This is a genomic window from Marinomonas sp. IMCC 4694, from assembly GCF_008122525.1.
In the GTDB taxonomy this organism is placed as follows: Bacteria; Pseudomonadota; Gammaproteobacteria; order Pseudomonadales; family Marinomonadaceae; genus Marinomonas.
Window position 1 is genome coordinate 44208 of record NZ_VSRV01000001.1, and the last position, 21785, is coordinate 65992.

The window sequence follows — 21785 nt, forward strand, 5'->3', positions numbered from 1 at the left end:
TCAAAAAACAAAACGGCTTTCGAAATGAAAGCCGCTTTGATGAACTCTGATGGATTACTTCTGTTCTTTTCGAAGCACGTCAACCAACTGCTTGCTGTATTTGTCAGCGGCGGCGTATTCATCTAAAAGACCCAGCCCTGCTTCTTTCCATGCGGCTTTGTCAGCGGCACTTGGCTCTGCGGACCATTGAAGGCCTTTTGCTTCCATATCTGCGATGGCTTGTGATTCCCACAAAATAGATTTGGTCATCTGCTCTTGAGCGTGAATGGCCGTGGCGCCTTTTACAATCGCTTGTAGATCAGGAGACAGCTTGTTCCATGCGTTACGATTTACAACAACGGGCAACACTTGTGCGCCTGCTAGAGGTAATGGGTACATGTATTTTGCCACTTCAACGTGGTTACCATCGCGGTGATCGATTATGTTAGAACCGATAGAGCCATCGATCACGCCAGTGGATAAGCTGGTGTAAATTTCAGACCAAGAAAGAGATACTGGAGAGGCGCCTAGGTTGCGTAGGAACTTGCCATAGGCACCAGGAGCACGAATTTTTAAGCCTTTAAAATCTTCAACAGAATTGATCGGTTTTTTAGTGATCACATACACAGGGGGCTGTATATAGGGGTCAAGCCACACGAGACCTTGAGCACCATAAGCTTCTTTCAGAATGGGTGCCCAGCCTTTTTCATGGAATAAAGTAGACAGTTCACCTACGTCATCAGTGCCACCTGGCAGGCCTATTTCAACAACGCCTGCAGGCAATTCGCCAGCGTGCATAGATTGGAAAGGAGCGCCCATCGCAATCAGACCGGTTTTAACCGACCCTAAGATGCCAGTTTGGCCAATGCCTTCGCCTGCATACAGCATTTGTACCTTGATTCGCCCGTTGGACATGATCTCAATGTTATTCGCAAGGTTTTGGTATACTTCACCGTACGCTGTGCCGCGGCTGTACAAATTTGCAAAACGCCAGTTATGGTCCGCAGCGTGAGCAGTCGATGCCATTGCGCCTAGCCCAAGTGCGACGGCTAGAGAGCCGGTCATGAGTTGCTTTTTCGCTGTTTGGAGCATCTTAATCATTGCGTCACCTCAAAATAGTTGAATTGTGTTTTTGTGCTTGTGTTTATATTTCGCAATGGATACTTTCAAAAAGGGTAAGGGTGTTAAAGCGCGCAAAATCTATCTAAAGTTTTGTAGCTACCAAACAATACTTAACCGTAAAAGCCTTTATAAATCAGTCCACTATGAAAAAAATCGGTGCAAAAAAAAGTATCGCTCACCAAAATGGTGCTCTTTACACAGTAAAAGGTGTGATTATTTATGGGGTGAGAGTGCGGCTATCGTATTGAAAATATGCACTTTTTTTGCATTGTTGAAGAAAGCGTGTCGATGTTTAGTCGCTTTATTTTTGCGCACTGAAATGACGCGTTCCCTGTCATACTTACGGACTCTTTTTGTATAATGTGACGATGTATCCGTGCTGACATAAAAAAAACCTACTCACCTCATGACAGGTAGAGTAGGTTTAAAAGTGTGCCGGAATGATAAATCAAAGGTGAATCATCAGCGGCAAGCGCCAACTTAGTCACGTCAATTGAGCAGGTGTTTCCCCTCATACGACATAATGAGCGGTTAACGCCGCCTTTGTGCTGACCGGATGCATCATAATCGAGCCACTCGAGAGAGAAAACGGCGATTAACCAACCTAAAGTTAGGCAACGAACGAACTAAACTAAGTCGGTCTTTCGTGACATTACCTCTTGTACTCATCGTATTATAGAATCATCGTACAGTGCGCGAATGAATGAGCGTGGCGTAGGCTTATAATAATAAAATACAGGTCGATACACAGAGGTATAAGTAATGAGCGTACAAAACTACTCACTGGGTCAAGTGGGTGACTACGAAATTAAACAGTTAAAAGTCTTTAAAACCGTGGTCGATTGCGGGGGATTTTCGGCGGCAGAAACCTCGTTGAACATTGGCAGGTCAACGATTAGCCTACACATCTCTAATCTTGAATCACGTTTGAACTTGGTGCTTTGTAAGCGGGGCCGCGGTGGGTTTTCGTTAACGGAAGAAGGCGCGATTATTTATAAGATGACCGAGAATTTACTCGAGTCGTTAGATGCGTTTCGAACCACTGTAAACAACTTAAATGTCAGCTTAACCGGCAAACTTCGCATTGCGTTGTCGGACAAAGTCAGTTTGGATCCTCGCAGTCATTTTCCAGAGCTCATCAAACACTTCAGCAATGTGGCGCCAGAAGTTTTTATCACCACGAATGTAGCGTCGATGACCAACATTGAGCGGATGGTGTTAAACGACGAAGCGGATGTGGGTTTCATTCCCTACCATCGCAAATTAGACGGCCTAGATTACGTTCACCTGTACAATGATCGCTGTTTTATCTATGCCACCAAAGACCACCCTCTGGCAACCATGTCGGTTCAGCAACAAGAAGACAACGTCGATTCCTACCCTGCGTCGCACGCCGGACTGAAATACCATGAGCAAGCCAGCGAACAAATCTCACACATGATGCTGTCAAGCGTCAGTTACTTTTATGATAGCCGCCTAGCGCTGATCTTATCGGGTCAATACATTGGTTTTTTACCCGAACGGTACGCCGAGCCTTATATAAAATCAGGTCAGATTATCGCGATCGCTGCTAGAAAAAGGCACTATAATTTAGGTGTCGCAGTCGCAACGAAAAAAACCGCACAACCGAATAAACCACGTGAATTGTTTTTAGACGTGCTGCACAACACCATCAAAGACCTTGTCGTCGCGCCTTATTAGGCATTCATTAATGTAGTGGTTGGGCGAAGAGGTAACCGTCAAAATCTGGCGCATCGGTGTCCGACAATTTAAACAGCGTTTGTTTAACGTTCTCTAAATGCTGCCACATGGCCTGCCTTGCTCCTTCAACATTTCGTTTTCGCAGCTGAACCAATACCTTTTTATGGTCGTCTAACCATTGGTCATGGTAAGACGTGTCTTGGATCCGTGCGTGGAGCTTTTTCCACATGGGGTTACCGTCTCGCATGTCCCATAAACGCGTCGCGGTATCCAGTAGTACTGTGTTTTGAGTCGCTTGCGCTATAGACAAATGAAAGTCTCTGTCGGCATTGTTGGCTTTTTCGACGGTTTCTAATTCCGCCCCTTCGATATCGAGAATATCTTGCAGCTTTTGCAGATCCTGCTTGGTGATAACGGATGCCGCACACGCCGCAATTGAACTCTCTATTTCTTGTCTTGCCTGCAATAACTCAAACGGCCCAACATCTGATACTTTATGAGTCGATTTCAACGAAAGGTTATTTTTTAAATAACTGCCAGACCCTTTTCGAACTTCGATCAGCTCTTCTATTTCCAACATAATAAAAGCCTCTCTGACCAAGGTTCTGCTGACGCCAAATAACTCAGCGTACACGCGCTCAGTTGGCAGTTTATCGCCGACTTTTATTTCCGACTTTGCAATTTCTTGTTTAATGCTTTCGCCAATTTCTCTGTAGAGTCGTTCTGCCATGGGGAGATTCTTAGTTACTTTGTAGCCAATAATTTGGTATGCCATTTTCACGCAAAGCCCAGACAAAGTCGATATTCCAATCAAAAATAAAGCAATAAGGGTTATATTGGTATGCCAATTTTCGCTTTTAGGCTTGTCTTGTTTCAATTATTCCGCTATTTTTGTCGAAATTATTGAGATTTGGTATGCCAAAAAAATAACTAGGTGCCTTTATTCATGAAAATTCGATCAGCTAGAGTAATAGTGACTTGCCCTGGGCGCAATTTAGTCACGCTTAAAATAGAAACCGATGACGGTGTTTATGGCATTGGTGATGCGACGCTCAATGGTCGTGAAAAATCGGTTGTGGCTTACCTTGAAGACCATGTTATCCCTACCCTAATAGGTAAAGACCCTCAGCGAATAGAAGACATTTGGCAGTATTTATATCGTGGCGCTTACTGGCGTCGTGGTCCTGTTGGCATGACAGCCATTGCGGCTGTTGATGTTGCTTTGTGGGATATAAAAGCCAAATTAGCGGGCATGCCATTGTATCAACTACTTGGCGGGAAAAGCCGAGAAAAAGTCATGGTTTATGGTCATGCTACGGGTTTGGATATTGAGTCTTGTCTTGAGGAGGTGCGTAAACACGTTGAACTAGGTTATAAAGCGGTTCGAGTACAATGTGGTATACCAGGTATCCCAACGACGTATGGTGTTTCCAAAGAAGCCGGCAAACCTTATGAGCCTGCCGACTCTGCTTTACCGGCCGAACATGTTTGGTCGACGGAAAAATACCTTAATCATGTGCCTGAACTTTTTGCTGCTGTTCGCAAAGAGTTTGGTGAAGACCTACACATTTTGCACGATGTACATCATCGCCTCACGCCAATTCAGGCCGCGCGTTTGGGCAAAGAAATTGAGAAATTCCATTTATTTTGGCTCGAAGATTGTACGCCTGTTGAAAATCAGTCTTCTTATGAATTAATTCGTCAGCACACGACAACGCCGCTCGCGATTGGCGAAGTGTTTAATAGCTTGTCTGATTGCCAAGAGTTGATTCAAAACCAGCTAATCGATTATATCCGCGCGACAATTACCCATGCTGGCGGCATCACTAATGTACGCCGTATCGCTGATTTTGCCTCTATCTATCATGTCAAAACGGGTTTCCATGGCGCGACGGATCTCTCGCCGATCACCATGGGTGCCGCATTGCATTTTGATACTTGGGTACCAAACTTTGGCATTCAAGAACACATGCCGCACACCAAAGAAACGGATCTCGTTTTTCCTCATGCTTATGAGTTCAAAGATGGCTTCTTCACGCCGGGGGATGTACCTGGTCATGGTGTCGACATTGACGAAGAGCTTGCCGCGAAATACCCCTATAAACCTGCTTATCTTCCGGTTAACCGCCTAGAAGATGGCACCTTGTGGAACTGGTAGAAAATGATGAAAGCCTTTCAAGTAGCGAATGTAAATGACTATGCCTTAATCGATACCAAGCAGCCTGTCGCTGAGGCTGGCGAAGTCTTGATTAAAACCGCCTTTGCCGGAATTTGTGGGTCTGATCTGCACATTATTCATGGGCAAAACCCGTTTGTTCAGTTTCCTCGAATTACGGGGCATGAGTTTTCGGGTGTAGTCGCGGCGGTTGGCGAAGGCGTCACGCACGTTAAAATTGGCGATAAAGTCTGTGTTGATCCCGTTATTAGTTGCGGTGAATGTTATGCGTGCCGAGCGGAACGGTTTAACGTCTGTGCGAAATTACAGGTGTTTGGTGTGCATCGAAATGGTGGCTTTGGTGAGTTCACCAGCGCACCTGCCAGCAATGTGTTAGTGCTTCCTCACAATGTCACGCTTGAACAAGCGGCATTGGTAGAGCCTTATTCCATTGCCACCAATGTGTTATCTCGCATGGCGCCCATTCCTGGTGACACGTTATTAGTTTACGGCGCTGGCGTGATTGGACTGACCATAGTGCAAGTGGCAAAAGCCATGGGCATCGAACGTATTATTGTTACCGATATTGTTGATGAACGTTTAGAAACAGCCAAATTGCTTGGTGCAACGGATGTGATTAACAGTCGAACTCATAAAGTCGAAGACTGTATCCGAGAATGGACAAATGGTGAAGGTGTACCTCTAATTGCCGACGCTGCTTGCATTCCGGCTCTCTTGCCTGAAATTCTGCGTATTGCTTGCCCTGCAGGACGTATTGGCTTGCTGGGTTTTAGCACAACGCCAAGTGATTTAGCGCAAATTGAAGTCATTAAGAAAGAGCTGACGATTGTAGGTTCGCGCCTTAACAATCGCCGTTTTCCTCAAGTGCTTGACATGATCGCATCAGGTCGTTTGGATCCTTTGGCTTTAATTAGTCATCGGATTGCGTTAAACGACATTGGCGATGGTATTCAGCTAATGGAAAACCACCCTGAACTTACTCGTAAAGTGCTGGTTGAAATGAGTAAGTAATCTAAAACCCTAGTGCATAAACCTAATAATAAAAATGGAGTTCCCATGATTAAACCAATATTAAAAATCGCTGTTATGTCATCAATCCTACTTACCGGATTCGCTCAGGCTGCCGATGTGACGTTGAAATTTGGCTACCCAGCCAACGAAGAGAATATTTGGCACAAAGCGGCTTTAAAATTTAAAGAAGTAGCCGAAACCAAATCGAATGGTCGTATCGACGTTAAACTTTATCCTAATGAGCAGTTGGGTAAAGAGATGGATGTTATTAACAGCATTCAGCTTGGTACGGCAGACATGACAATTACTGGCGAATCATTACAGAACTGGGCACCAAAAGCCGCTCTCATGGCGGTCCCCTACGCTTTTACAAGTTCTGCGCAATTACAGAAAGCGGTTAATGGTGAGGTTGGTAAAGAAATTACTGAGCAGATTTCTGAGCGCACCGGACTTAAACCGATTGCTTGGTTTGAGCGTGGTCCTCGTCATTTAACCTCTAACCGTAAAATTTTATCTCCAAGTGATTTAGATGGCTTGAAATTACGTGTTCCTAATGTGCCTCTGTTTGTAAAAACGTGGCAGACACTAGGTGCTAAACCAATCCCTATGGCATTTAGCGAAGTGTTCACTGCCCTTCAACAGAATACAATTGATGGGCAGGAAAACCCACTGAGCCTGATTAACAGTGCGAGTTTTTACGAAGTTCAGAAGTATGTGAATTTAACGGGTCACGTGCGTAGCTGGATTTATGTCGTGATCGGCCAAGACAAACTGAATAACATGCCGGCTGATTTACGAACCATCGTATTGGAGGCCGGTCAGCAAATGCAAAGCTATGAACATGGTATGTTCGCAGCAGATGAAGCGCAATTGCGTTCTACCCTAGAAGCGCGTGGAATGGAGTTTGTGCAACCTGATCTTAACGCCTTCAAAGCGGCCGCTCAAAAAGCAGTACAAGAAGCTCTGACGCCTGAACAGCTTGCGCTTTATAACAAGATCTAAATCTCTAATAGCAGAGCCAGATCTATATCCGTTTAAGACGCCTATTTTCGCTTTCGTAGCGGAGATAGGCCCTTTTGGAGAGAAATACGATGAGTCTCTCATCTCAAATCAATAACCCAAGCGATTTTGTGAGCAAACTGGAAACGAGTATCCAGTGGCTGCTGCGCATCGTTAATTGGGTCTTTTCAGTGTTAGCGGTGTCAGCCTTGTTAGCGATTGCGGCCGTGGTTATCTTGCAAGTAGTCTCGCGCTTTATGTTACCAAGCTCCCCTATTTGGACAGAGGAACTGTCTCGATATTTGTTTGTTTATCTTGTCGTGATGGGCTCTGGATTGGTTATCAGTCATAACCGTCATGTACGTCTCGAGTTATTTCAAGGTGCCTTGAATCGATTTTGGACAAAGTGTTATCAGATTTTTTGTCACCTTTTGGCGGGCGGTTTTGCTATTTATATCCTACCATATGCCATTAAGTACGCTCAAATAGGTCGTTGGCAGACCTCCCCCGCCCTAGAAGTACCTATGTATTGGGCCTTTTTATCGGTGACTTTTTTCTTCGCGTTAACCGCATTTTACAGTTTTATGAGTGCGCTGCTCGTTTTGCTCGAACGTGATGGCCAAGGAGTAACGTCATAATGGAAGTCATTTTACTGTTTCTTGTATTCTTCCTATTACTGTTTGTTGGTGTGCCTATTGTGTTTTGTTTAGGCATTGCATCGCTGACTTATTTAACCATGGCGGGTATTCCGTTAACCATTGTGCCTCAGCGTTTATACGCCGGCATGGACTCTTTTGTGTTGCTCTGTATTCCTGGCTTTATTCTGGCCGGTAATTTAATGAACGTCGGTAATATTACCGATTACATTATTCGTTTCAGTAACGCCTTGTTAGGTCATATTCGTGGTGGCCTTGGGCTGGCGAATGTGGGCGGCTCGATGATATTTGGCGGTATTTCGGGTACGGCTGTGGCGGATACGGCGAGTATTGGTGCCGTGATGATCCCCGGTATGGCACGAAGTGGTTACGACAAACCCTTTGCGGCGGCGGTAACGGCCGCATCGTCGACGATTGGACCAATTATCCCGCCTAGTGTGCCGATGATCATCGTGGGTTCCTTGAGTGGTATTTCCGTCGGCAAGATGTTTTTAGCCGGTGTGGTGCCTGGTATTATGCTTGGTGTTGCGATGATGGTAACGGCGTATATTATTGCGGTGAAACGCCAATATCCTCGTGAAAAACGTGCCACTTTAAAAGAAATATACGTCGTCGGTAAAGGGGCTTTCTGGGCGTTATTGATGACCTTTATTATCCTGTACGGGATCATTGGTGGACTGTTTACCCCTACCGAAGCGTCAATTATGGCCAGCCTATACGCTTTTATTGTTGGTATGTTTGTTTACAAAGGCCTTACTTGGAAGAACCTTCCGAAATTATTAGTGGATACGGTTTTAAGCTCAACTAGCTTGTTATTATTGGTTGGAATGGCGAACTTGTTTGGTTGGATTTTGACCAGTGAGCAGATTCCACAGATGCTGGCGAGTGCGATCTTTAGCATTAGTGAGAACCCTTTAGTGGTGATTTTAATCATCAATATTGTGTTGTTGATCGTGGGGGGGTTTATGGAAACCATCGCGGCACTGATTATCCTTTTTCCGACGTTGTTAAAAGTGGCAGAAGGTATTGGTATGGATCCGATCCACTTCGGCGTGATGGCAGTGCTCAACTTGATTATCGGCCTAACGACACCGCCCGTTGGTGTGTGTTTGTTTGTTGCCGCAGGAATCAGTGAGTTGCCAATGACCACGATTGTAAAAGCAATTTGGCCGTTCTTACTGTGTAACCTTTTTGTACTTATACTTGTTTCTTATATCCCTGCAATTTCGTTATGGCTGCCTTCGTTGTTAGGCTAATTAGGTGATTTTATGACAAATATTCAACGTATAGACAGCCAAATTGAACCAAGTCAGCATGATGTCGGTATCGTTCACATAGGTTTGGGTGCTTTTCATCGTGCTCACCAAGCGGTGTATGTAGAGCAGACGCTTGCACTTCATGGCGGTGATTGGATGATCGTCAGTGCGAACATTCGTTCTAATCATAAGCTGGTGGAGCAGATGCAGGCGGCTGGGCATGGTTATCATGTGGTGGAATACGCCGATATGAATAACGCCAATTTAAGAGAGATTAAAGCGATCAAGAACACGCTTTTCTCTGGCTCTGATGAAGGAAGAGAGGCGCTACTGTCACAAATGACGTCGCCTGCGACTAAGATTGTCACTTTAACGATTACAGAGAAAGGCTATTACTTAGCGCCATCTACGGGCGAATTATTGTTAGATACACCCGACATTCAGCATGACATGGCGTTTCCATCTCAACCTAAAACGGCCTTGGGGTTGATTCTTGAGTCTTTGAAACAGCGTCGTGCGTTAGGCCTTGCGGCGTTTACAGTATTGTCTTGTGACAATATGCCTCATAACGGTGTTCGAGCCAAAGGCGCTGTTGTGGCGTTAGCCAAAGCTCAGGATGATGAATTCGCCCAATGGATTGAGCAAAACGTTGCGTTCCCAAATTCCATGGTAGATCGCATCGTTCCAGCTGTTTCTGAGCAAGCCCTCGCGATGATCAAAGCAGACACTGGCATCAATGAGCCTACCGTAGTGAAGTGCGAACAATTTAGCCAATGGGTAATAGAAGACCATTTCCCTTCGGGCCGTCCGCAATGGGAATCTGCTGGCGTACAAATGGTTGAAGACGTCTCAAGCTATGAAATGATGAAACTGAGAATGCTCAACGGCAGTCATTCATTATTGGCTTATTTGGGGTCTATCGCAGGCTTTAAAACCGTCGCTGATGCCATGCAAGACAAGGACATTCGTGCCTTCCTTGAGCGCTATATGATGCAAGAAGTAGCCCCGACATTACCGAGTTTTAGCCAAGCAGAATTGGCGACCTATTGCCAACAGTTGTTAGCACGCTTTGAAAACGACAGTTTGCAGCATCAGCTTAAACAAATAGCGATGGACGGTAGCCAGAAGCTGCCACAACGCTGGTTGAGCAGCCTAGTAGAACTGCAAGAAAAGTCGCTAGCGGCGCCTGCGATCGAACTGGGTATGGCTGGTTGGATGGTTTCTCTGTGCGAGGCTGAACAGAATCAGCAAAGCATCAACGATCCGCTTGAAGCTGTGTTATTCGAATTCGTTCGCCGTCATCGAGATGACTCGATGAGTCTGATTTCTGCTCTGCTGCAACGTAACGATATCTTTCCGACGGCCTTGGCTAATAATAAGGCTTTATTAGTTCGTCTAGTGAGCTTAGTGGACGGATTGTTAGCTGGCGAAAAAGTACAGAGCCTGATGCGAAGCACTTCTCAGAGTAACGATAAGTAAGAGAGTTTATTATGGAACATACATGGCGTTGGTTTGGAGTAAATGACTCCATCACTTTACAAGATATTCGCCAAGCCGGCGCAACCGGCATTGTCACCGCATTACACGACGTACCCAATGGTGAAACATGGCCCGTTGAGGCCATCCAAGTCGTGAAAAATAAGATAGAAGCGGCAGGTCTGCGTTGGTCCGTTGTGGAAAGTATTCCTGTTCATGAAGACATTAAACAGCGTAAGGGCGAATACCAAAAATACATTGAAAACTACGGTAAAAGCATACAAAACCTCGCAAAATGCGGTATCAAAACCGTATGTTACAACTTTATGCCGGTGCTTGATTGGACTCGAACAGACCTTACTTATGTCTTGCCAGACGGTTCCCGAGCCTTACGTTTTGACCAAACGGCCTTTGCCGCGTTTGATTTATTTATCTTACAACGTCCCAATAGCGAAAGCAGTTACAGCGAGATAGAAATCGCGGCCGCTAACGCGCATTTCGTCGCACTAAGCGACGAGCAAAAAGAGCAGTTGATAAATACGATATTGGCAGGGCTTCCTGGCGCCGAAGAAAGTTACTCATTAGAGAATTTTCGTGCTGCATTAGCGGCTTATGATGATATTGATAAAAAGGTTTTAAGAGAGAATTTTGCTTACTTTTTAGAGCATATAGTTCCAATTGCTGAATCGTGTGGTGTTAGTTTAGCGGTTCATCCAGATGATCCGCCGCGTCCAATTTTAGGCTTGCCTCGAATCGTTTCGACCAAGCAAGATGTTGAGTGGTTAGTCGAGCGTATTCCCTCGCCTGCCAATGGCATTACTTTCTGCACCGGATCTTATGGTGTGCGCGAAGATAACGACTTGTGCGACATGGCGACCACTTTTGCTGATCGAATTTACTTCACTCACTTGCGTTCAACTCAACGAGAAGAGACGTGGGGAAGCTTTCATGAAGCCGCACATTTAGAAGGGAATATAGACATTTCGGATGTGATTCTGGTGTTACTCAAAGAAGAACAGCGACGTAAACGTCTTGGTATTGAAAAGAGCATTCCATTACGGCCGGATCATGGTCATCAAATTATGGACGACTTACGCCGTGATGCTAAACCTGGTTATTCTGCTCTTGGTCGAATGAAGGGCTTAGCTGAAATTCGTGGGGTTGAATTTGCATTGAAAAAGTACATTTTGACGAATTAATATCACAAGCGCAAAAAAGCCACCTTGTTTTCAAGGTGGCTGAGTAGCAAAAACAGTGCTTACATCATACTGATCTACGCCAGTGCTTTTTTCAGACAGGTTCTGAAAATGGCCATGCCTTCGTCGATCAAGTCCATTTCGATGGTCAACGCGGGTAAGAAGCGAATCACGTTGCCACGGATCCCGCAAGACAACAAAATCAAGCCGTGTTCTGCCGCGATGGCAGGCAGTTTTTTCGCCAATTCTGGGTATGGCTTGTTCACATCGCCATCGTGTAGAAATTCAATTGCGATCATGGCGCCAGCGTTTCGTACATCGCCAATCAGCTGTGGGTATTGGGCTTGTATATCAGTAAGATGTTTTACAAAGTGAGTACCCACTTCGGTGGCACGCTCACACAGGTTTTCTTCTTCGATCACATCGAATACCGCCAAGCCCGCTGCACAGCCAATCGGTGAACCGCCGTACGTGCCGCCCAGTCCACCCGGAACCGGCGCGTCCATAATGTGGGCTTTACCCACCACCGCGGCCAATGGCATACCGCCGGCGATGCCTTTGGCAGTGGTCATTAAATCGGCTTCAATACCGGCCTGTTCGTGGCAAAACATCGTACCCGTACGCGCAAAGCCAGACTGGATTTCGTCGAGGATCAGCAAGATGCCGTGCTCGTCACATAAGGTACGCAGCGTTTGTAGGAAGCTTGACGATGCTTTATAAAAGCCGCCTTCGCCCTGTACTGGTTCGATAATAATGGCCGCCACGCGAGACGGCTCGATGTTACAAGTAAACAGCAGATGCAGATCACGTATTGCCTGTTCTTCGGTAATACCCAAAAATTCATTTGGGTACGGTACGTGATAAATGTCACTCGGGAATGGGCCAAAGCCGATTTTGTATGGCGCCACTTTGCCTGTTAATCCCAGCGTCATGTTAGTACGGCCATGGTAACCACCGTTGAACGCGATAATGCCAGGACGACCGGTGTGAGCTCGGGCGATTTTGACGCAGTTTTCAACGGCTTCAGCGCCAGTGGTCACGAAAATCGATTTTTTCGGCGTGTTGCCGGGTGCCGCTGCGTTGAGTTTTTCCGCCAACGCCACAGCCGATTCATAGGGGCTGACCATCACACAGGTGTGGGTGAAACGCTCCATTTGTGCCAACACCGCCGCTTTTACTTTTGGGTGATTATGGCCGGTGTTTAATACCGCGATACCAGCCCCAAAATCAATGTGACGCTTACCCTCTACGTCCCACACCTCTGAATTTAAAGCATGATCAACATACACTGGCGCCATATTGGCTTGACCACGCGCCATGGCGTTTTCTTTGCGTTTTTGTAATTCTGCATTATTCATGTTTTCACCTTATGTATTGACTGGCTCTTTAGCTGAGATGCCGCTTAAAGAGCGTTTTGTTGTGAGTTTTTTCAAAAGATCGATAAAGGGTTACGCTAATCCACCCAGGCACAAGTATTTAATTTCAACGTATTCATCGATGCCGTACTGAGAGCCTTCACGCCCACTACCCGACTCCTTTACCCCCCCAAAGGGCGCTACTTCACTGGAAATAATGCCTTCATTTATGCCGACCATGCCATATTCCAAGGCTTCTGAAACACGCCAAATGCGGGCTATATTTTGGGAATAGAAGTAAGACGCCAAGCCAAATGGGGTATTGTTTGCCATGGCAACGGCTTCGTCTTCGGTGGTGAATTTGAACAAGGGCGCGACGGGGCCGAAAATTTCATTGGAGAATACCGCCATGTCTTCTGTCACATCGGTCAACACCGTTGGCGCAAAGAACTGTGCGCCAGCCTCGGTGGCTTTTGCTCCACCGATTAAGATTTTGGCGCCTTTGGCGACCGCGTCTTGCACTAATTCTTCTACTTTGTTCATGGCCGCAGGGTTGATCAGTGGTCCAATGTTGACGCCAGCGGAAAAGCCGTCGCCTGTTTTAAAGGTGGCAACACGCGCGGCGAGTTTGTCCGCGAAGGCATCGTATACACCTGCTTGGACTAAAATTCGGTTGGCGCAAACGCAGGTTTGCCCCGCGTTACGGTATTTAGATGCAATGGCGCCTTCCACGGCGGCGTCTAGGTCGGCATCGTCAAACACGATAAAAGGTGCGTTGCCACCCAATTCCATTGAAGTGCGTTTCACGGTTTGGGCACACTGAGACAGCAATAATTTGCCAACGGGCGTAGAGCCGGTGAAGGACAGTTTGCGTACGGTAGGATGGCTGGTTAATACACCGCCAATGGCTTTGGCGTCTTTGCCGACCACCACATTGAGAACGCCTGCTGGAATGCCGGCTTGATGAGCTAACTCTGCCAACGCCAAGGCACACAAGGGGGTTTCGTCTGATGGTTTGATCACGATGGCGCAACCCGCCGCTAAGGCTGGGCCGGCTTTGCGGGTGATCATGGCGATCGGAAAGTTCCATGGTGTAATCGCCGCCACAACACCAATCGGCTGTTTAATCGTCAAAACACGTTTGTCTTTGGCAAAGGTAGGCATCACGTCACCGTTTAAACGACGCGCTTCATCGGCAAACCAGTCAATAAAAGACGCGCCATACGCCACTTCGCCTTTGGCTTCTGCAAATGGTTTGCCTTGCTCTAGGGTCATTAGGGTCGCCAAATCGTCTTGGTTGTCCAGAATGAGCTGGTTCCAACGACGCAACAAGGTCGCCCGTTCTTTCGCGGTGCGTCCTTGCCATTCTTTTTGAGCTTTTTCTGCGGCTTCAACCGCGAGGGTGGTTTCTTCTGCGCCTACATCCGCCACGTCGATCAGGTGTTCGCCGTTAGCAGGGTTAGAAACAGGGAAGGTTTTGCCTGACGTGGCGGCGACCCATTCGCCATTAATATAGGATTGGCTTTTCAATAAATTAGGTTGTGATAATAGGGCTGTCATAAAAACTCCAAATGAATCTGTGTCGCTAAAAGAATGCCTGTGCGTAGGAAGAATTTAGCACGTTTATGATGCATCGATAGTAGGCAATGGCAGCGGTTTTAAAAATGAGAAGGTATCAATTCAATGTTTGATGTTGCTCAAACATTGGACGTGAAAGATTTTGCGCTCAAGAACTCATAGAAACGCAAAAGGCACTCGGGTTCATGGCTTTTTTACGTATAATGTGGGTTTATTAATGTGGTCAGTACCACTAGGAGAATCAGGTGTGACGCAAAAAAGAGCGGTGATTCGTCAGAGCTTACCCGATGTCATTGTTGCGGATTTGCGCCAGCGTATTTTATCGGGTGATTTGTCCGAAGGGGAGTTAATTCGTCAGGAGTTATTGGCTGAGGAATATCAGGTGTCGCGCATGCCGATTCGTGAAGCGCTCAAGCGCTTGGACGCTGAAGGGTTGGTGGTGTTTACGAACAATCGTGGCGCCACCGTGACCAAACACACCTTGGACGACATCGCTGAAATTTTCGACGTGCGTATGCTGTTGGAAGTCGATTTATTTACTCGTGCAATCCCTCTTATGCAAGAGGCACACTTTGTGCGCTGTGAGCAATTGCTCAATGACATGGACGCCTCTTATGCCGCCGGCGATGTGGCCGCTTGGGGGCCATTAAACGCGCGCTATCATCAGTCGCTTTATGAAGCGGCGGGGCGTGTTTTAACGTCACAATTATTAGAACGTGCCAGTTTACAATCCAACCGATACGTAAGCTTACACATCGACCAACTGAAAAACGCCGAACGCGCTCAGCACGACCACCGAGAGCTGTTGTCCTTGGCCCAACAAGGAAAAGTGGCCGCCGCCGCGGAGTCATTGCGTCAACACATTGAAAGCACCAAAGACCAAGTTTTGGCATGGATCGCGGCCGCTCGCCAATAGCGTGTAGGTCTATTGGCTTTGTTTCACCTTATTTTTTTCTAAAATCGGGTAGCAGAAAATGGCGAAAGGTCTATGTCAGGGGCGTCGTTATTGATGAGCGCGGCGACCAGTTCCGCGGTTCCTGCGGATTGAGTCAGCCCTAAATGCCCATGCCCAAAAGCGTAAATGACGCGCTTGGATCGGCTTGAATGGCCAATCACCGGCAAGCTGTCTGGCATGGAAGGTCGAAATCCCATCCATTGTTTTCCGCCTTCGATGTTGAGCTCTGGCAAAAATGCCTTTGCTTTGTTGAGTAAAACATCTGCCCGTTTAAAATGGGGACGTAGAGTTAACCCACCCAGTTCTACTGCGCCGCCGACTCGTATGCCCTCCCCTATTTTGGTGATCACAAAACCATGCTGGCTAAAAGTAAGGTGCGTTTTTAAGGCAAAGGCGCCTGCTGGCAGGGTCGTGTTGTATCCTCGTTCAGTATCTAATGGCACATTGTCACCTAAGGATTGCGCCAAGGTTTTAGACCAAGCCCCAGCCGCGAGCACTAACTGGTGTGTTTTATAATCGACCGCGTCGCTTTTTAACGTGACGGTATCGCGATTAACCTCAATAGTGTCAATCGATGCTATGGCGATTTTCCCACCTAGGGCTTCAAACGCATTGGCGAGGTGTTGCGTCCATTGAGCAGGATCACAGACATTTTTCCATTCTGGCGTAAACGCTGCATGGGTAAAGCGCGGGTGAATACCCGGTTGAATCTTGGCGATGGCGTCTGAACTGAGTAAAAATTCATACTTTACGTCATGCTGTTGTCGCGTTTGCCAACCAGCAAGACTGGCATTGAATTCATCAACGCCTTCGTACAGTTGCAACTGCCCTTCCCGACGAATCAAAGCTTCGCCATTCACCGCTTGGATTTGGCGCTCTAACGCGGCTTTTGATACAGCCATTAAACTGGCTTGTGCCGCCAGTGCGGCTTGGTATTTGTCTGGCCAGCTGGCGCGCCAGAAACGCACCATCCAAGGAAGTATGTTTAACCCATAAGCGGGGCGAATTGACAAGGGCCCAAGGGGGTCAAACAGCCACTTTGGTGCTTTACGCATAATGCCAGGCGTCGCCAAAGGGATGACATCCGTGAAGGCAAACGCGCCCGCATTACCGGACGATGTTTCGGCTGCGACGCCTTTTCGATCGAGCACCAGTACCTGTCGTCCTTGAGATTGCAGCTTGAGAGCAATGCTGATGCCAATAATCCCAGCACCAATCACGACCACGTCATAAACAGGCGTTTTCATAAGCGCACACCATAACGCAATGGGTCGGTTGGGTTGAACATTAGGTTCGCTTCACGGGTAATAAATGCCTGCCCTGTGATCGCAGGGACGATGGCGCCCAGTGGCGCATTGGCCGATGTTGAAAACTGATAACTTAGGGTATAACCGCTGCCGATGGTGCTTTCCTGATAAATCTCTTCGCCCGGGGCAAGGCGTCCATCGGCAGCCAAGCAAGACAGGCGCGCGGAGCTGCCAGTGCCGCAAGGCGATCGGTCGTAGGCGTTGTCAGGACAGAGTACAAAATTGCGGGAATGGCCTTTTTTCGTCAGTGCAGGGCCAAAGAATACAATGTGATCGATCACACCGCCGTTTTCGCCTTCAATGCCATTAGCGTAAAGCGCGTCGCGCACCTTAATGCCCGTCTCGGTCAAGGTACGAATATTATGGGGTAAAACGGGAGTGGGGCTGTCATCCACCAGAAAGAACCAGTTACCGCCATAGGCGATGTCTCCGACGATGTACCCAACGCCTGGTACGTCTAACTCAACGCCTTTTCGAAAGCGATAGCTGTCGATATTGTGTACTGTGACGGTGTTGTTGTCTGTTAGGGTGACCTCAACCATGCCCACTGGCGTTTCGATTCTATGCGTACCCAGGCCAATCTTGCCCATGTGAGCCAATGTGGCGGCCACGCCAATGGTGCCGTGACCACACATGCCAATGACCGCGGCGGCGTCAAAATAAATGACCCCTGCGACGCAACGCGTGTCGACGGGTTCGACCAGCATCACGCCGACCATGGCGTCTTGCCCGTAGGGTTCAGACACGACAGAGCGATAAAAATCCCGATGCTCTGTGGCTAAAATTGCCGCACGTTCGGCCAAAGAACCAGAACCCAAATCGGGCCCTCCCGATACAATAACGCGAGTAGGTTCCCCTTCCGTATGACTGTCTATGACTTGCATGCTGTGTTCCTCGACCTTTATAGGTGGCATTTATAGAAGGCATTTATGAGTGGCATTGAGCAATGACACCACCTTGTTGGCGCCAATCTGCGAACCAGGTCTTAAACAGTGTGTATTGGTCTTCGCAATAACGACGCTGTGCAGCGTTTAGCTCATCTGTCTCATTGAAGTGCAATCGATACGCTTCTTCGCCATTTAACACAAGCAAATATTTGAAGTACAGCACCAACTCAGGGCCTTCATCGAAGCTGGCCAAAACAGAAAAAGCGGCTTCTAATTCTTGTGCTCGAACGCGCGCTTCGGCGTTGCCAGTGGCGGCTAAACGGGATAAGTTCGCCAATAACAAGACTTCTTTTGGCAAGGCGGTGCCAATTCCGGTAATCGCGCCTACCGCACCACAGTGCACAAAACCATGAAAAACGGCGGTGTCCACGCCGACCATCAACAACACATCATCGTCTTGAGAGGTGATGTTTTCGGCCGCATAACGAAGGTCTGCATCGCCACCAAACTCTTTGAAACCGACCAGATTACGGTGCTCAGAGCGCAAACTAAAAAACAAATCAGCACGAGTGGCAAACCCATAAACAGGGCTGTTGTAAATAATGGCGGGCACGTCAGGCGCTGCCTTTAGGATGGCTTTGAAGTGATGACGTTGCGCTGCGATCACCGAGCCACGAGACAGTACCCGAGGGATCACCATCAAACCCGCGGCACCGACTTGTTGCGCATGAGCCGCCAGCGCCACGGCGGACTTTGTATTGATCGCCCCAGTGCCGACAACAACGGGAACCCCGGCTTTTACCAAACGCTCGACACCTTCCATGCGCTCGGCGTCGGTCAGCAAAGGCCAATCGCCCATCGAGCCGCAATACACCACCGCCGACATTCCTGCCGCCATCATTTCTCGCCCTTTTAAGACCAGAGCGTCGAAATCTGGCGTGCGATCAGGCGTACAAGGGGTCATCAACGCGGGCATAATGCCATTGAAGACCGATACATCAAGAACAGAGTTATCCATCATTCGCTACCTTTATATCGGAAATTTATGGGAAAAATTAAACAAATAAACGCCCATTTGTCAAAATGGATTTTGTATCCAAAATATACCTTGTTAGAAAAGTAGTCAATGGCAGCGTTGCCAGTCGAGATAAAAAGAACAGCAAAATGACTAAAACAAGCGACGCTATATAAAAGAATAGCGGCATTAAGGTAAAATACTCCTTTCAGGTAATCAGACGAAATGAACGACATGCTTCCAGCCGATAAAAACACACACAACCCGACGTTTCAGTGGCGTTTTTTAGCGCCACGTTTTTGGTCGACTTGGCTGATCGTGCTGTTGGCGCTTATTTTGGCTTATGTTCCTTTTCGTCTTCGAGACCGGCTGGCTACGAAAGTCGCGCCTGTGATTACGAAAAAAAAAGGCGGCGCCTTAAAACGAGCGCGGTTGAATCTTGCGTTGTGTTTTCCCGAAAAAACGTCAGAACAGCGTGAAGCCATTTTACGCAGCAGTGTAGAAACCGCGGTGCAGTTTTGCTTTGCTTATGGCGAGCTATTAGTACGCAGTGAAACGTACAAAAAACGCCGCAATAAAGTGATCGGGGGTGAACATTTGTTCCCTTTGCTGGATCGAGGCGAAAATGTGATCACCCTAGTGCCCCATTGTTGGTCGATTGATTACACCGGCTCCATGCTGGCATCACTTGGGTACACGGTGACTACCATAATGAAGCCGCAAAAAAATGCGCTCATCGATTGGTTAATGCACACGCAGCGCATGCAATACGGTCGAGGTGTGGTTTATCCTAGAAGTGCGGGCATTAAACCGTTTCTTCAATCCGTTAAAAAAGGCTATGTCGGTTATTATTTGCCCGATGAAGACCTCGGGGCGCAGCATTCTGTTTTTGTGCCTTTTTTTGGTACAGAAAAAGCCACCATGAAGGGCTTAGGTAAACTGACTAAATTGACGAAAGCGCACATTGTGCCGATGTTTCAGGCTTACAACGCCAAATCGGGCCAATATGAGCTGCATATTTTTCCGGCATTAACGCCTTTTCCTTCAGGGGATGATGTTCAAGATGCTATCTTGATGAATCAATCGCTGGAAGCCATGATCGCCCAGCGACCAGAACAATACATGTGGATCCTCAATTTGCTACGCAGTCGCCCTGATGGCTCGCAACTGTATTAACGCCTCTTTTTGTGACTCATTTTTCGCATTTAATGAAATGGAGCCAGCCATGCCTGAGCCGATAACCTCACCACACCACGACGATGTTCAAGCGGTTAAAGCGTACTTGATGTCGCTTCAAGATCATATTTGTTCGACGCTCGAAACGGTCGAACCATCAGCGCGTTTTAGAGAAGACGCATGGGATCGCCCTAATGGCGGTGGTGGCCGCACACGAGTGATGGCCGGTGGCCAGGTGATTGAAAAAGGTGGTGTGAATTTTTCTCACGTTATGGGTGACAATTTACCCCCCTCTGCGACAGCAGATCGCCCCGAGCTAGCGGGAGGCCGTTTTGAAGCCATGGGCGTGTCGTTAGTGATTCACCCCAATAACCCAATGGCCCCGACGTCTCACGCCAATGTGCGTTTGTTTATCGTCTACAAAGACGGCATGGCGCCGGTTTGGTGGTTTGGCGGTGGGTTTGATCTGACACCTTATTATGGCTTCGATGAGGATTGTATCCATTGGCATGAGACCTCCCGTGAGGCGGTTGAACCTTTTGGAGAAGGGTATTACTCACGCTTCAAAACTTGGTGTGACGAATACTTCTATTTAAAACATCGGGGCGAACCTCGTGGTATCGGCGGTTTGTTCTTCGACGATTTCAACGACGGCGGCTTTGCGCATTGCTTTGATATGATGAAATCGGTGGGGGATGCTTACACCAAGGCCTACATGCCCGTATTGTCACGTCGTAAAGATTTACCCTTCACTGAGCAGCAGCGAGATTTCCAATTGCATCGTCGTGGTCGTTATGTGGAATTTAACTTGGTGTTTGACCGCGGCACGCATTTTGGTTTGCAAAGCGGTTTGGGTCGCACCGAATCTATCTTGATGTCGTTACCCCCAGAAGTGCGTTGGACCTATGACTATCAAGTGGAAGCGGACAGTGAAGAGGCCAAATTAACCGACTACTTTTTAACATCAAAAGATTGGCTGGGTGTTGCACACTAATCTACAGTCAATACGCTACCGTTTGGATGTATCGCGTTTGAGCTTATACATTTGAGCTTACAAAAGAAGAGGACATATTTTGGATCAATACGCCGTAGTAGGAAATCCGATTACGCACAGCAAATCCCCAAGCATTCACGCGTACTTTGCGGCTCAAACCCAGCAAATGCTGAATTACTCAACGCTCTTGGGGGATGACTGTGAGTTCGAAAATCAAGTGCGCGATTTTTTTCAACAAGGCGGGCATGGTCTAAATGTAACCATGCCGTTCAAAGAACGCGCCTTTGCCCTGTGTGATATTTTAAGTCAGCGAGCCAAGCAAGCAGGGGCGGTGAACACCTTACTAATGGAAAAAAATGGTAATTTATTTGGCGATAATACCGACGGAATTGGTATGGTTCGCGACATTATCGACACTCATCAGCAAATTTTAACAGGCAAACGCGTATTGATTCTAGGCGCGGGCGGGGCCGTTCGGGGCGTACTTGATCCCATTTTGTCCGAGAATCCAGAGTCGGTCACCATTGCTAATCGTACGGTGGAAAAAGCACAGGAATTGGCGACACATTTTGACTGTTTGGCGTCATCATTTGAAGGCTTAGTAGGCTCTTTTGATATTATCATCAATGGTACATCGGCCAGTTTATCCGGCCGTTTGCCGCCGTTAAAAGAGGAACTGATCGGCGAGCAAACGTGGTGTTACGATATGATGTACGACAAGGATCGTACCGTTTTTTTGCAGTGGGCGCATGAACACGGTGCCAAAGGAGCCGATGGGCTTGGTATGTTGGTAGGTCAAGCCGCAGAAGCATTTTATTTATGGCGGCAAGTGCGACCCAACATCGCGAGCTTGGTGAATCACATGCGCCAACAAATGCAAGTGGCGGAGTAATTGAGCGAACCCCATGCCCAAAGATAAAAAAATCAAAGATAAAAAGGGAAACCC

At 47.5% G+C, this 21785-nt stretch carries 19 protein-coding genes; 12 read left to right on the forward strand and 7 right to left on the reverse strand.

What is annotated here, in order from left to right; translation table 11 throughout:
• Window positions 1-54 precede the first annotated feature (54 nt).
• Window positions 55-1080 carry a TRAP transporter substrate-binding protein gene (locus FXV75_RS00200; RefSeq protein ID WP_222863064.1) on the reverse strand — a complete coding sequence of 342 codons (1026 nt, stop codon included), beginning with the start codon at window positions 1078-1080 and terminating at the stop codon, window positions 55-57.
• Window positions 1081-1863: 783 nt separating this feature from the next.
• Here FXV75_RS00200 and FXV75_RS00205 point away from each other — a divergent pair.
• Window positions 1864-2802 carry a LysR family transcriptional regulator gene (locus FXV75_RS00205; RefSeq protein WP_148830527.1) on the forward strand — a complete coding sequence of 313 codons (939 nt, stop codon included), beginning with the start codon at window positions 1864-1866 and terminating at the stop codon, window positions 2800-2802.
• A gap of 7 nt (window positions 2803-2809) precedes the next feature.
• Here the strand turns inward: FXV75_RS00205 and FXV75_RS00210 are convergent, their stop codons facing one another.
• Complete coding sequence (locus FXV75_RS00210; protein WP_187424819.1) at window positions 2810-3532, reverse strand: FCD domain-containing protein; 723 nt, start codon at window positions 3530-3532, stop codon at window positions 2810-2812.
• A gap of 216 nt (window positions 3533-3748) precedes the next feature.
• On the opposite strand from FXV75_RS00210, the gene manD reads away from it, so the two are divergent.
• From manD to uxuA, 7 genes are all read left to right on the forward strand, one after another.
• Window positions 3749-4960 carry a D-mannonate dehydratase ManD gene (gene manD, locus FXV75_RS00215; protein WP_148830531.1) on the forward strand — a complete coding sequence of 404 codons (1212 nt, stop codon included), beginning with the start codon at window positions 3749-3751 and terminating at the stop codon, window positions 4958-4960.
• A gap of 6 nt (window positions 4961-4966) precedes the next feature.
• Window positions 4967-5989 (forward strand): Zn-dependent oxidoreductase, encoded by a 1023-nt coding sequence (locus FXV75_RS00220; RefSeq protein WP_148835101.1) that lies wholly within the window; start codon window positions 4967-4969, stop codon window positions 5987-5989.
• A gap of 45 nt (window positions 5990-6034) precedes the next feature.
• On the forward strand, window positions 6035-6991 hold the full coding sequence (locus FXV75_RS00225) for a TRAP transporter substrate-binding protein (protein ID WP_148830533.1): 957 nt from the start codon (window positions 6035-6037) through the stop codon (window positions 6989-6991).
• Window positions 6992-7080: 89 nt separating this feature from the next.
• Window positions 7081-7626: a TRAP transporter small permease gene (locus FXV75_RS00230; RefSeq protein ID WP_148830535.1), complete on the forward strand. Its 546-nt coding sequence runs from the start codon at window positions 7081-7083 to the stop codon at window positions 7624-7626.
• Window positions 7626-8900 carry a TRAP transporter large permease gene (locus FXV75_RS00235; RefSeq protein ID WP_148830538.1) on the forward strand — a complete coding sequence of 425 codons (1275 nt, stop codon included), beginning with the start codon at window positions 7626-7628 and terminating at the stop codon, window positions 8898-8900. Before FXV75_RS00230 ends, FXV75_RS00235 begins: the two co-directional genes overlap by 1 nt.
• Window positions 8901-8912: 12 nt before the next feature.
• Window positions 8913-10379, forward strand: a complete 1467-nt coding sequence (locus tag FXV75_RS00240) for a mannitol dehydrogenase family protein (RefSeq protein WP_148830539.1) — start codon at window positions 8913-8915, stop codon at window positions 10377-10379.
• Between the two features lie 11 nt (window positions 10380-10390).
• A complete protein-coding gene (gene uxuA / locus FXV75_RS00245) occupies window positions 10391-11575 on the forward strand; it encodes a mannonate dehydratase (protein ID WP_148830541.1) in 1185 nt (394 codons plus the stop codon).
• A gap of 74 nt (window positions 11576-11649) precedes the next feature.
• Here uxuA and gabT read toward each other — a convergent pair whose 3' ends face one another.
• Both gabT and FXV75_RS00255 read right to left on the reverse strand, forming a co-directional pair.
• Window positions 11650-12930, reverse strand: a complete 1281-nt coding sequence (gene gabT, locus FXV75_RS00250) for a 4-aminobutyrate--2-oxoglutarate transaminase (protein WP_148830543.1) — start codon at window positions 12928-12930, stop codon at window positions 11650-11652.
• A gap of 90 nt (window positions 12931-13020) precedes the next feature.
• Window positions 13021-14487, reverse strand: coding sequence for an NAD-dependent succinate-semialdehyde dehydrogenase (locus tag FXV75_RS00255; RefSeq protein WP_148830545.1), 1467 nt, complete (start codon window positions 14485-14487; stop codon window positions 13021-13023).
• 265 nt (window positions 14488-14752) lie between these two features.
• Between FXV75_RS00255 and FXV75_RS00260 the strand changes: the two genes are divergently transcribed.
• Complete coding sequence (locus tag FXV75_RS00260; protein WP_148830547.1) at window positions 14753-15421, forward strand: GntR family transcriptional regulator; 669 nt, start codon at window positions 14753-14755, stop codon at window positions 15419-15421.
• 38 nt (window positions 15422-15459) lie between these two features.
• Here FXV75_RS00260 and FXV75_RS00265 read toward each other — a convergent pair whose 3' ends face one another.
• Genes FXV75_RS00265 through FXV75_RS00275 form a run of 3 tightly spaced genes read right to left on the reverse strand, consistent with a single transcriptional unit; the run spans window position 15460 to window position 18675 of the window.
• Window positions 15460-16707, reverse strand: coding sequence for an NAD(P)/FAD-dependent oxidoreductase (locus tag FXV75_RS00265; protein ID WP_148830549.1), 1248 nt, complete (start codon window positions 16705-16707; stop codon window positions 15460-15462).
• Window positions 16704-17651, reverse strand: a complete 948-nt coding sequence (locus tag FXV75_RS00270) for a proline racemase family protein (protein WP_148830551.1) — start codon at window positions 17649-17651, stop codon at window positions 16704-16706. The genes FXV75_RS00265 and FXV75_RS00270 overlap by 4 nt, the downstream gene beginning before the upstream one ends.
• A 43-nt stretch (window positions 17652-17694) precedes the next feature.
• Window positions 17695-18675 carry a dihydrodipicolinate synthase family protein gene (locus tag FXV75_RS00275; RefSeq protein WP_262368419.1) on the reverse strand — a complete coding sequence of 327 codons (981 nt, stop codon included), beginning with the start codon at window positions 18673-18675 and terminating at the stop codon, window positions 17695-17697.
• Window positions 18676-18894: 219 nt separating this feature from the next.
• Here FXV75_RS00275 and lpxM point away from each other — a divergent pair, with 219 nt between their 5' ends.
• The 3 genes from lpxM (at window position 18895) to aroE (ending at window position 21731) form a co-directional block, all read left to right on the forward strand.
• Window positions 18895-19845 (forward strand): lauroyl-Kdo(2)-lipid IV(A) myristoyltransferase, encoded by a 951-nt coding sequence (gene lpxM, locus FXV75_RS00280; RefSeq protein ID WP_187424820.1) that lies wholly within the window; start codon window positions 18895-18897, stop codon window positions 19843-19845.
• Between the two features lie 49 nt (window positions 19846-19894).
• Window positions 19895-20839 carry an oxygen-dependent coproporphyrinogen oxidase gene (hemF, locus tag FXV75_RS00285; RefSeq protein WP_148830553.1) on the forward strand — a complete coding sequence of 315 codons (945 nt, stop codon included), beginning with the start codon at window positions 19895-19897 and terminating at the stop codon, window positions 20837-20839.
• A 79-nt stretch (window positions 20840-20918) separates the two neighbouring features.
• Window positions 20919-21731 carry a shikimate dehydrogenase gene (aroE, locus tag FXV75_RS00290; RefSeq protein ID WP_148830555.1) on the forward strand — a complete coding sequence of 271 codons (813 nt, stop codon included), beginning with the start codon at window positions 20919-20921 and terminating at the stop codon, window positions 21729-21731.
• Window positions 21732-21785: the final 54 nt, after the last annotated feature.

Bases quoted from the DNA above. Each gene is read 5' to 3' on its own strand.
- FXV75_RS00265 (WP_148830549.1), bottom strand. From the start codon at position 16,707: ATGAAAACGCCTGTTTATGACGTGGTCGTGATTGGTGCTGGGATTATT.
- FXV75_RS00255 (WP_148830545.1), bottom strand. From the start codon at position 14,487: ATGACAGCCCTATTATCACAACCTAATTTATTGAAAAGCCAATCCTAT.
- FXV75_RS00275 (WP_262368419.1), bottom strand. From the start codon at position 18,675: ATGATGGATAACTCTGTTCTTGATGTATCGGTCTTCAATGGCATTATG.
- FXV75_RS00200 (WP_222863064.1), bottom strand. From the start codon at position 1,080: ATGATTAAGATGCTCCAAACAGCGAAAAAGCAACTCATGACCGGCTCT.
- FXV75_RS00230 (WP_148830535.1), top strand. From the start codon at position 7,081: ATGAGTCTCTCATCTCAAATCAATAACCCAAGCGATTTTGTGAGCAAA.
- FXV75_RS00225 (WP_148830533.1), top strand. From the start codon at position 6,035: ATGATTAAACCAATATTAAAAATCGCTGTTATGTCATCAATCCTACTT.
- gabT (WP_148830543.1), bottom strand. From the start codon at position 12,930: ATGAATAATGCAGAATTACAAAAACGCAAAGAAAACGCCATGGCGCGT.
- manD (WP_148830531.1), top strand. From the start codon at position 3,749: ATGAAAATTCGATCAGCTAGAGTAATAGTGACTTGCCCTGGGCGCAAT.
- FXV75_RS00235 (WP_148830538.1), top strand. From the start codon at position 7,626: ATGGAAGTCATTTTACTGTTTCTTGTATTCTTCCTATTACTGTTTGTT.
- FXV75_RS00210 (WP_187424819.1), bottom strand. From the start codon at position 3,532: ATGGCAGAACGACTCTACAGAGAAATTGGCGAAAGCATTAAACAAGAA.
- FXV75_RS00220 (WP_148835101.1), top strand. From the start codon at position 4,967: ATGAAAGCCTTTCAAGTAGCGAATGTAAATGACTATGCCTTAATCGAT.
- FXV75_RS00205 (WP_148830527.1), top strand. From the start codon at position 1,864: ATGAGCGTACAAAACTACTCACTGGGTCAAGTGGGTGACTACGAAATT.
- FXV75_RS00270 (WP_148830551.1), bottom strand. From the start codon at position 17,651: ATGCAAGTCATAGACAGTCATACGGAAGGGGAACCTACTCGCGTTATT.
- uxuA (WP_148830541.1), top strand. From the start codon at position 10,391: ATGGAACATACATGGCGTTGGTTTGGAGTAAATGACTCCATCACTTTA.
- hemF (WP_148830553.1), top strand. From the start codon at position 19,895: ATGCCTGAGCCGATAACCTCACCACACCACGACGATGTTCAAGCGGTT.
- FXV75_RS00240 (WP_148830539.1), top strand. From the start codon at position 8,913: ATGACAAATATTCAACGTATAGACAGCCAAATTGAACCAAGTCAGCAT.
- lpxM (WP_187424820.1), top strand. From the start codon at position 18,895: ATGAACGACATGCTTCCAGCCGATAAAAACACACACAACCCGACGTTT.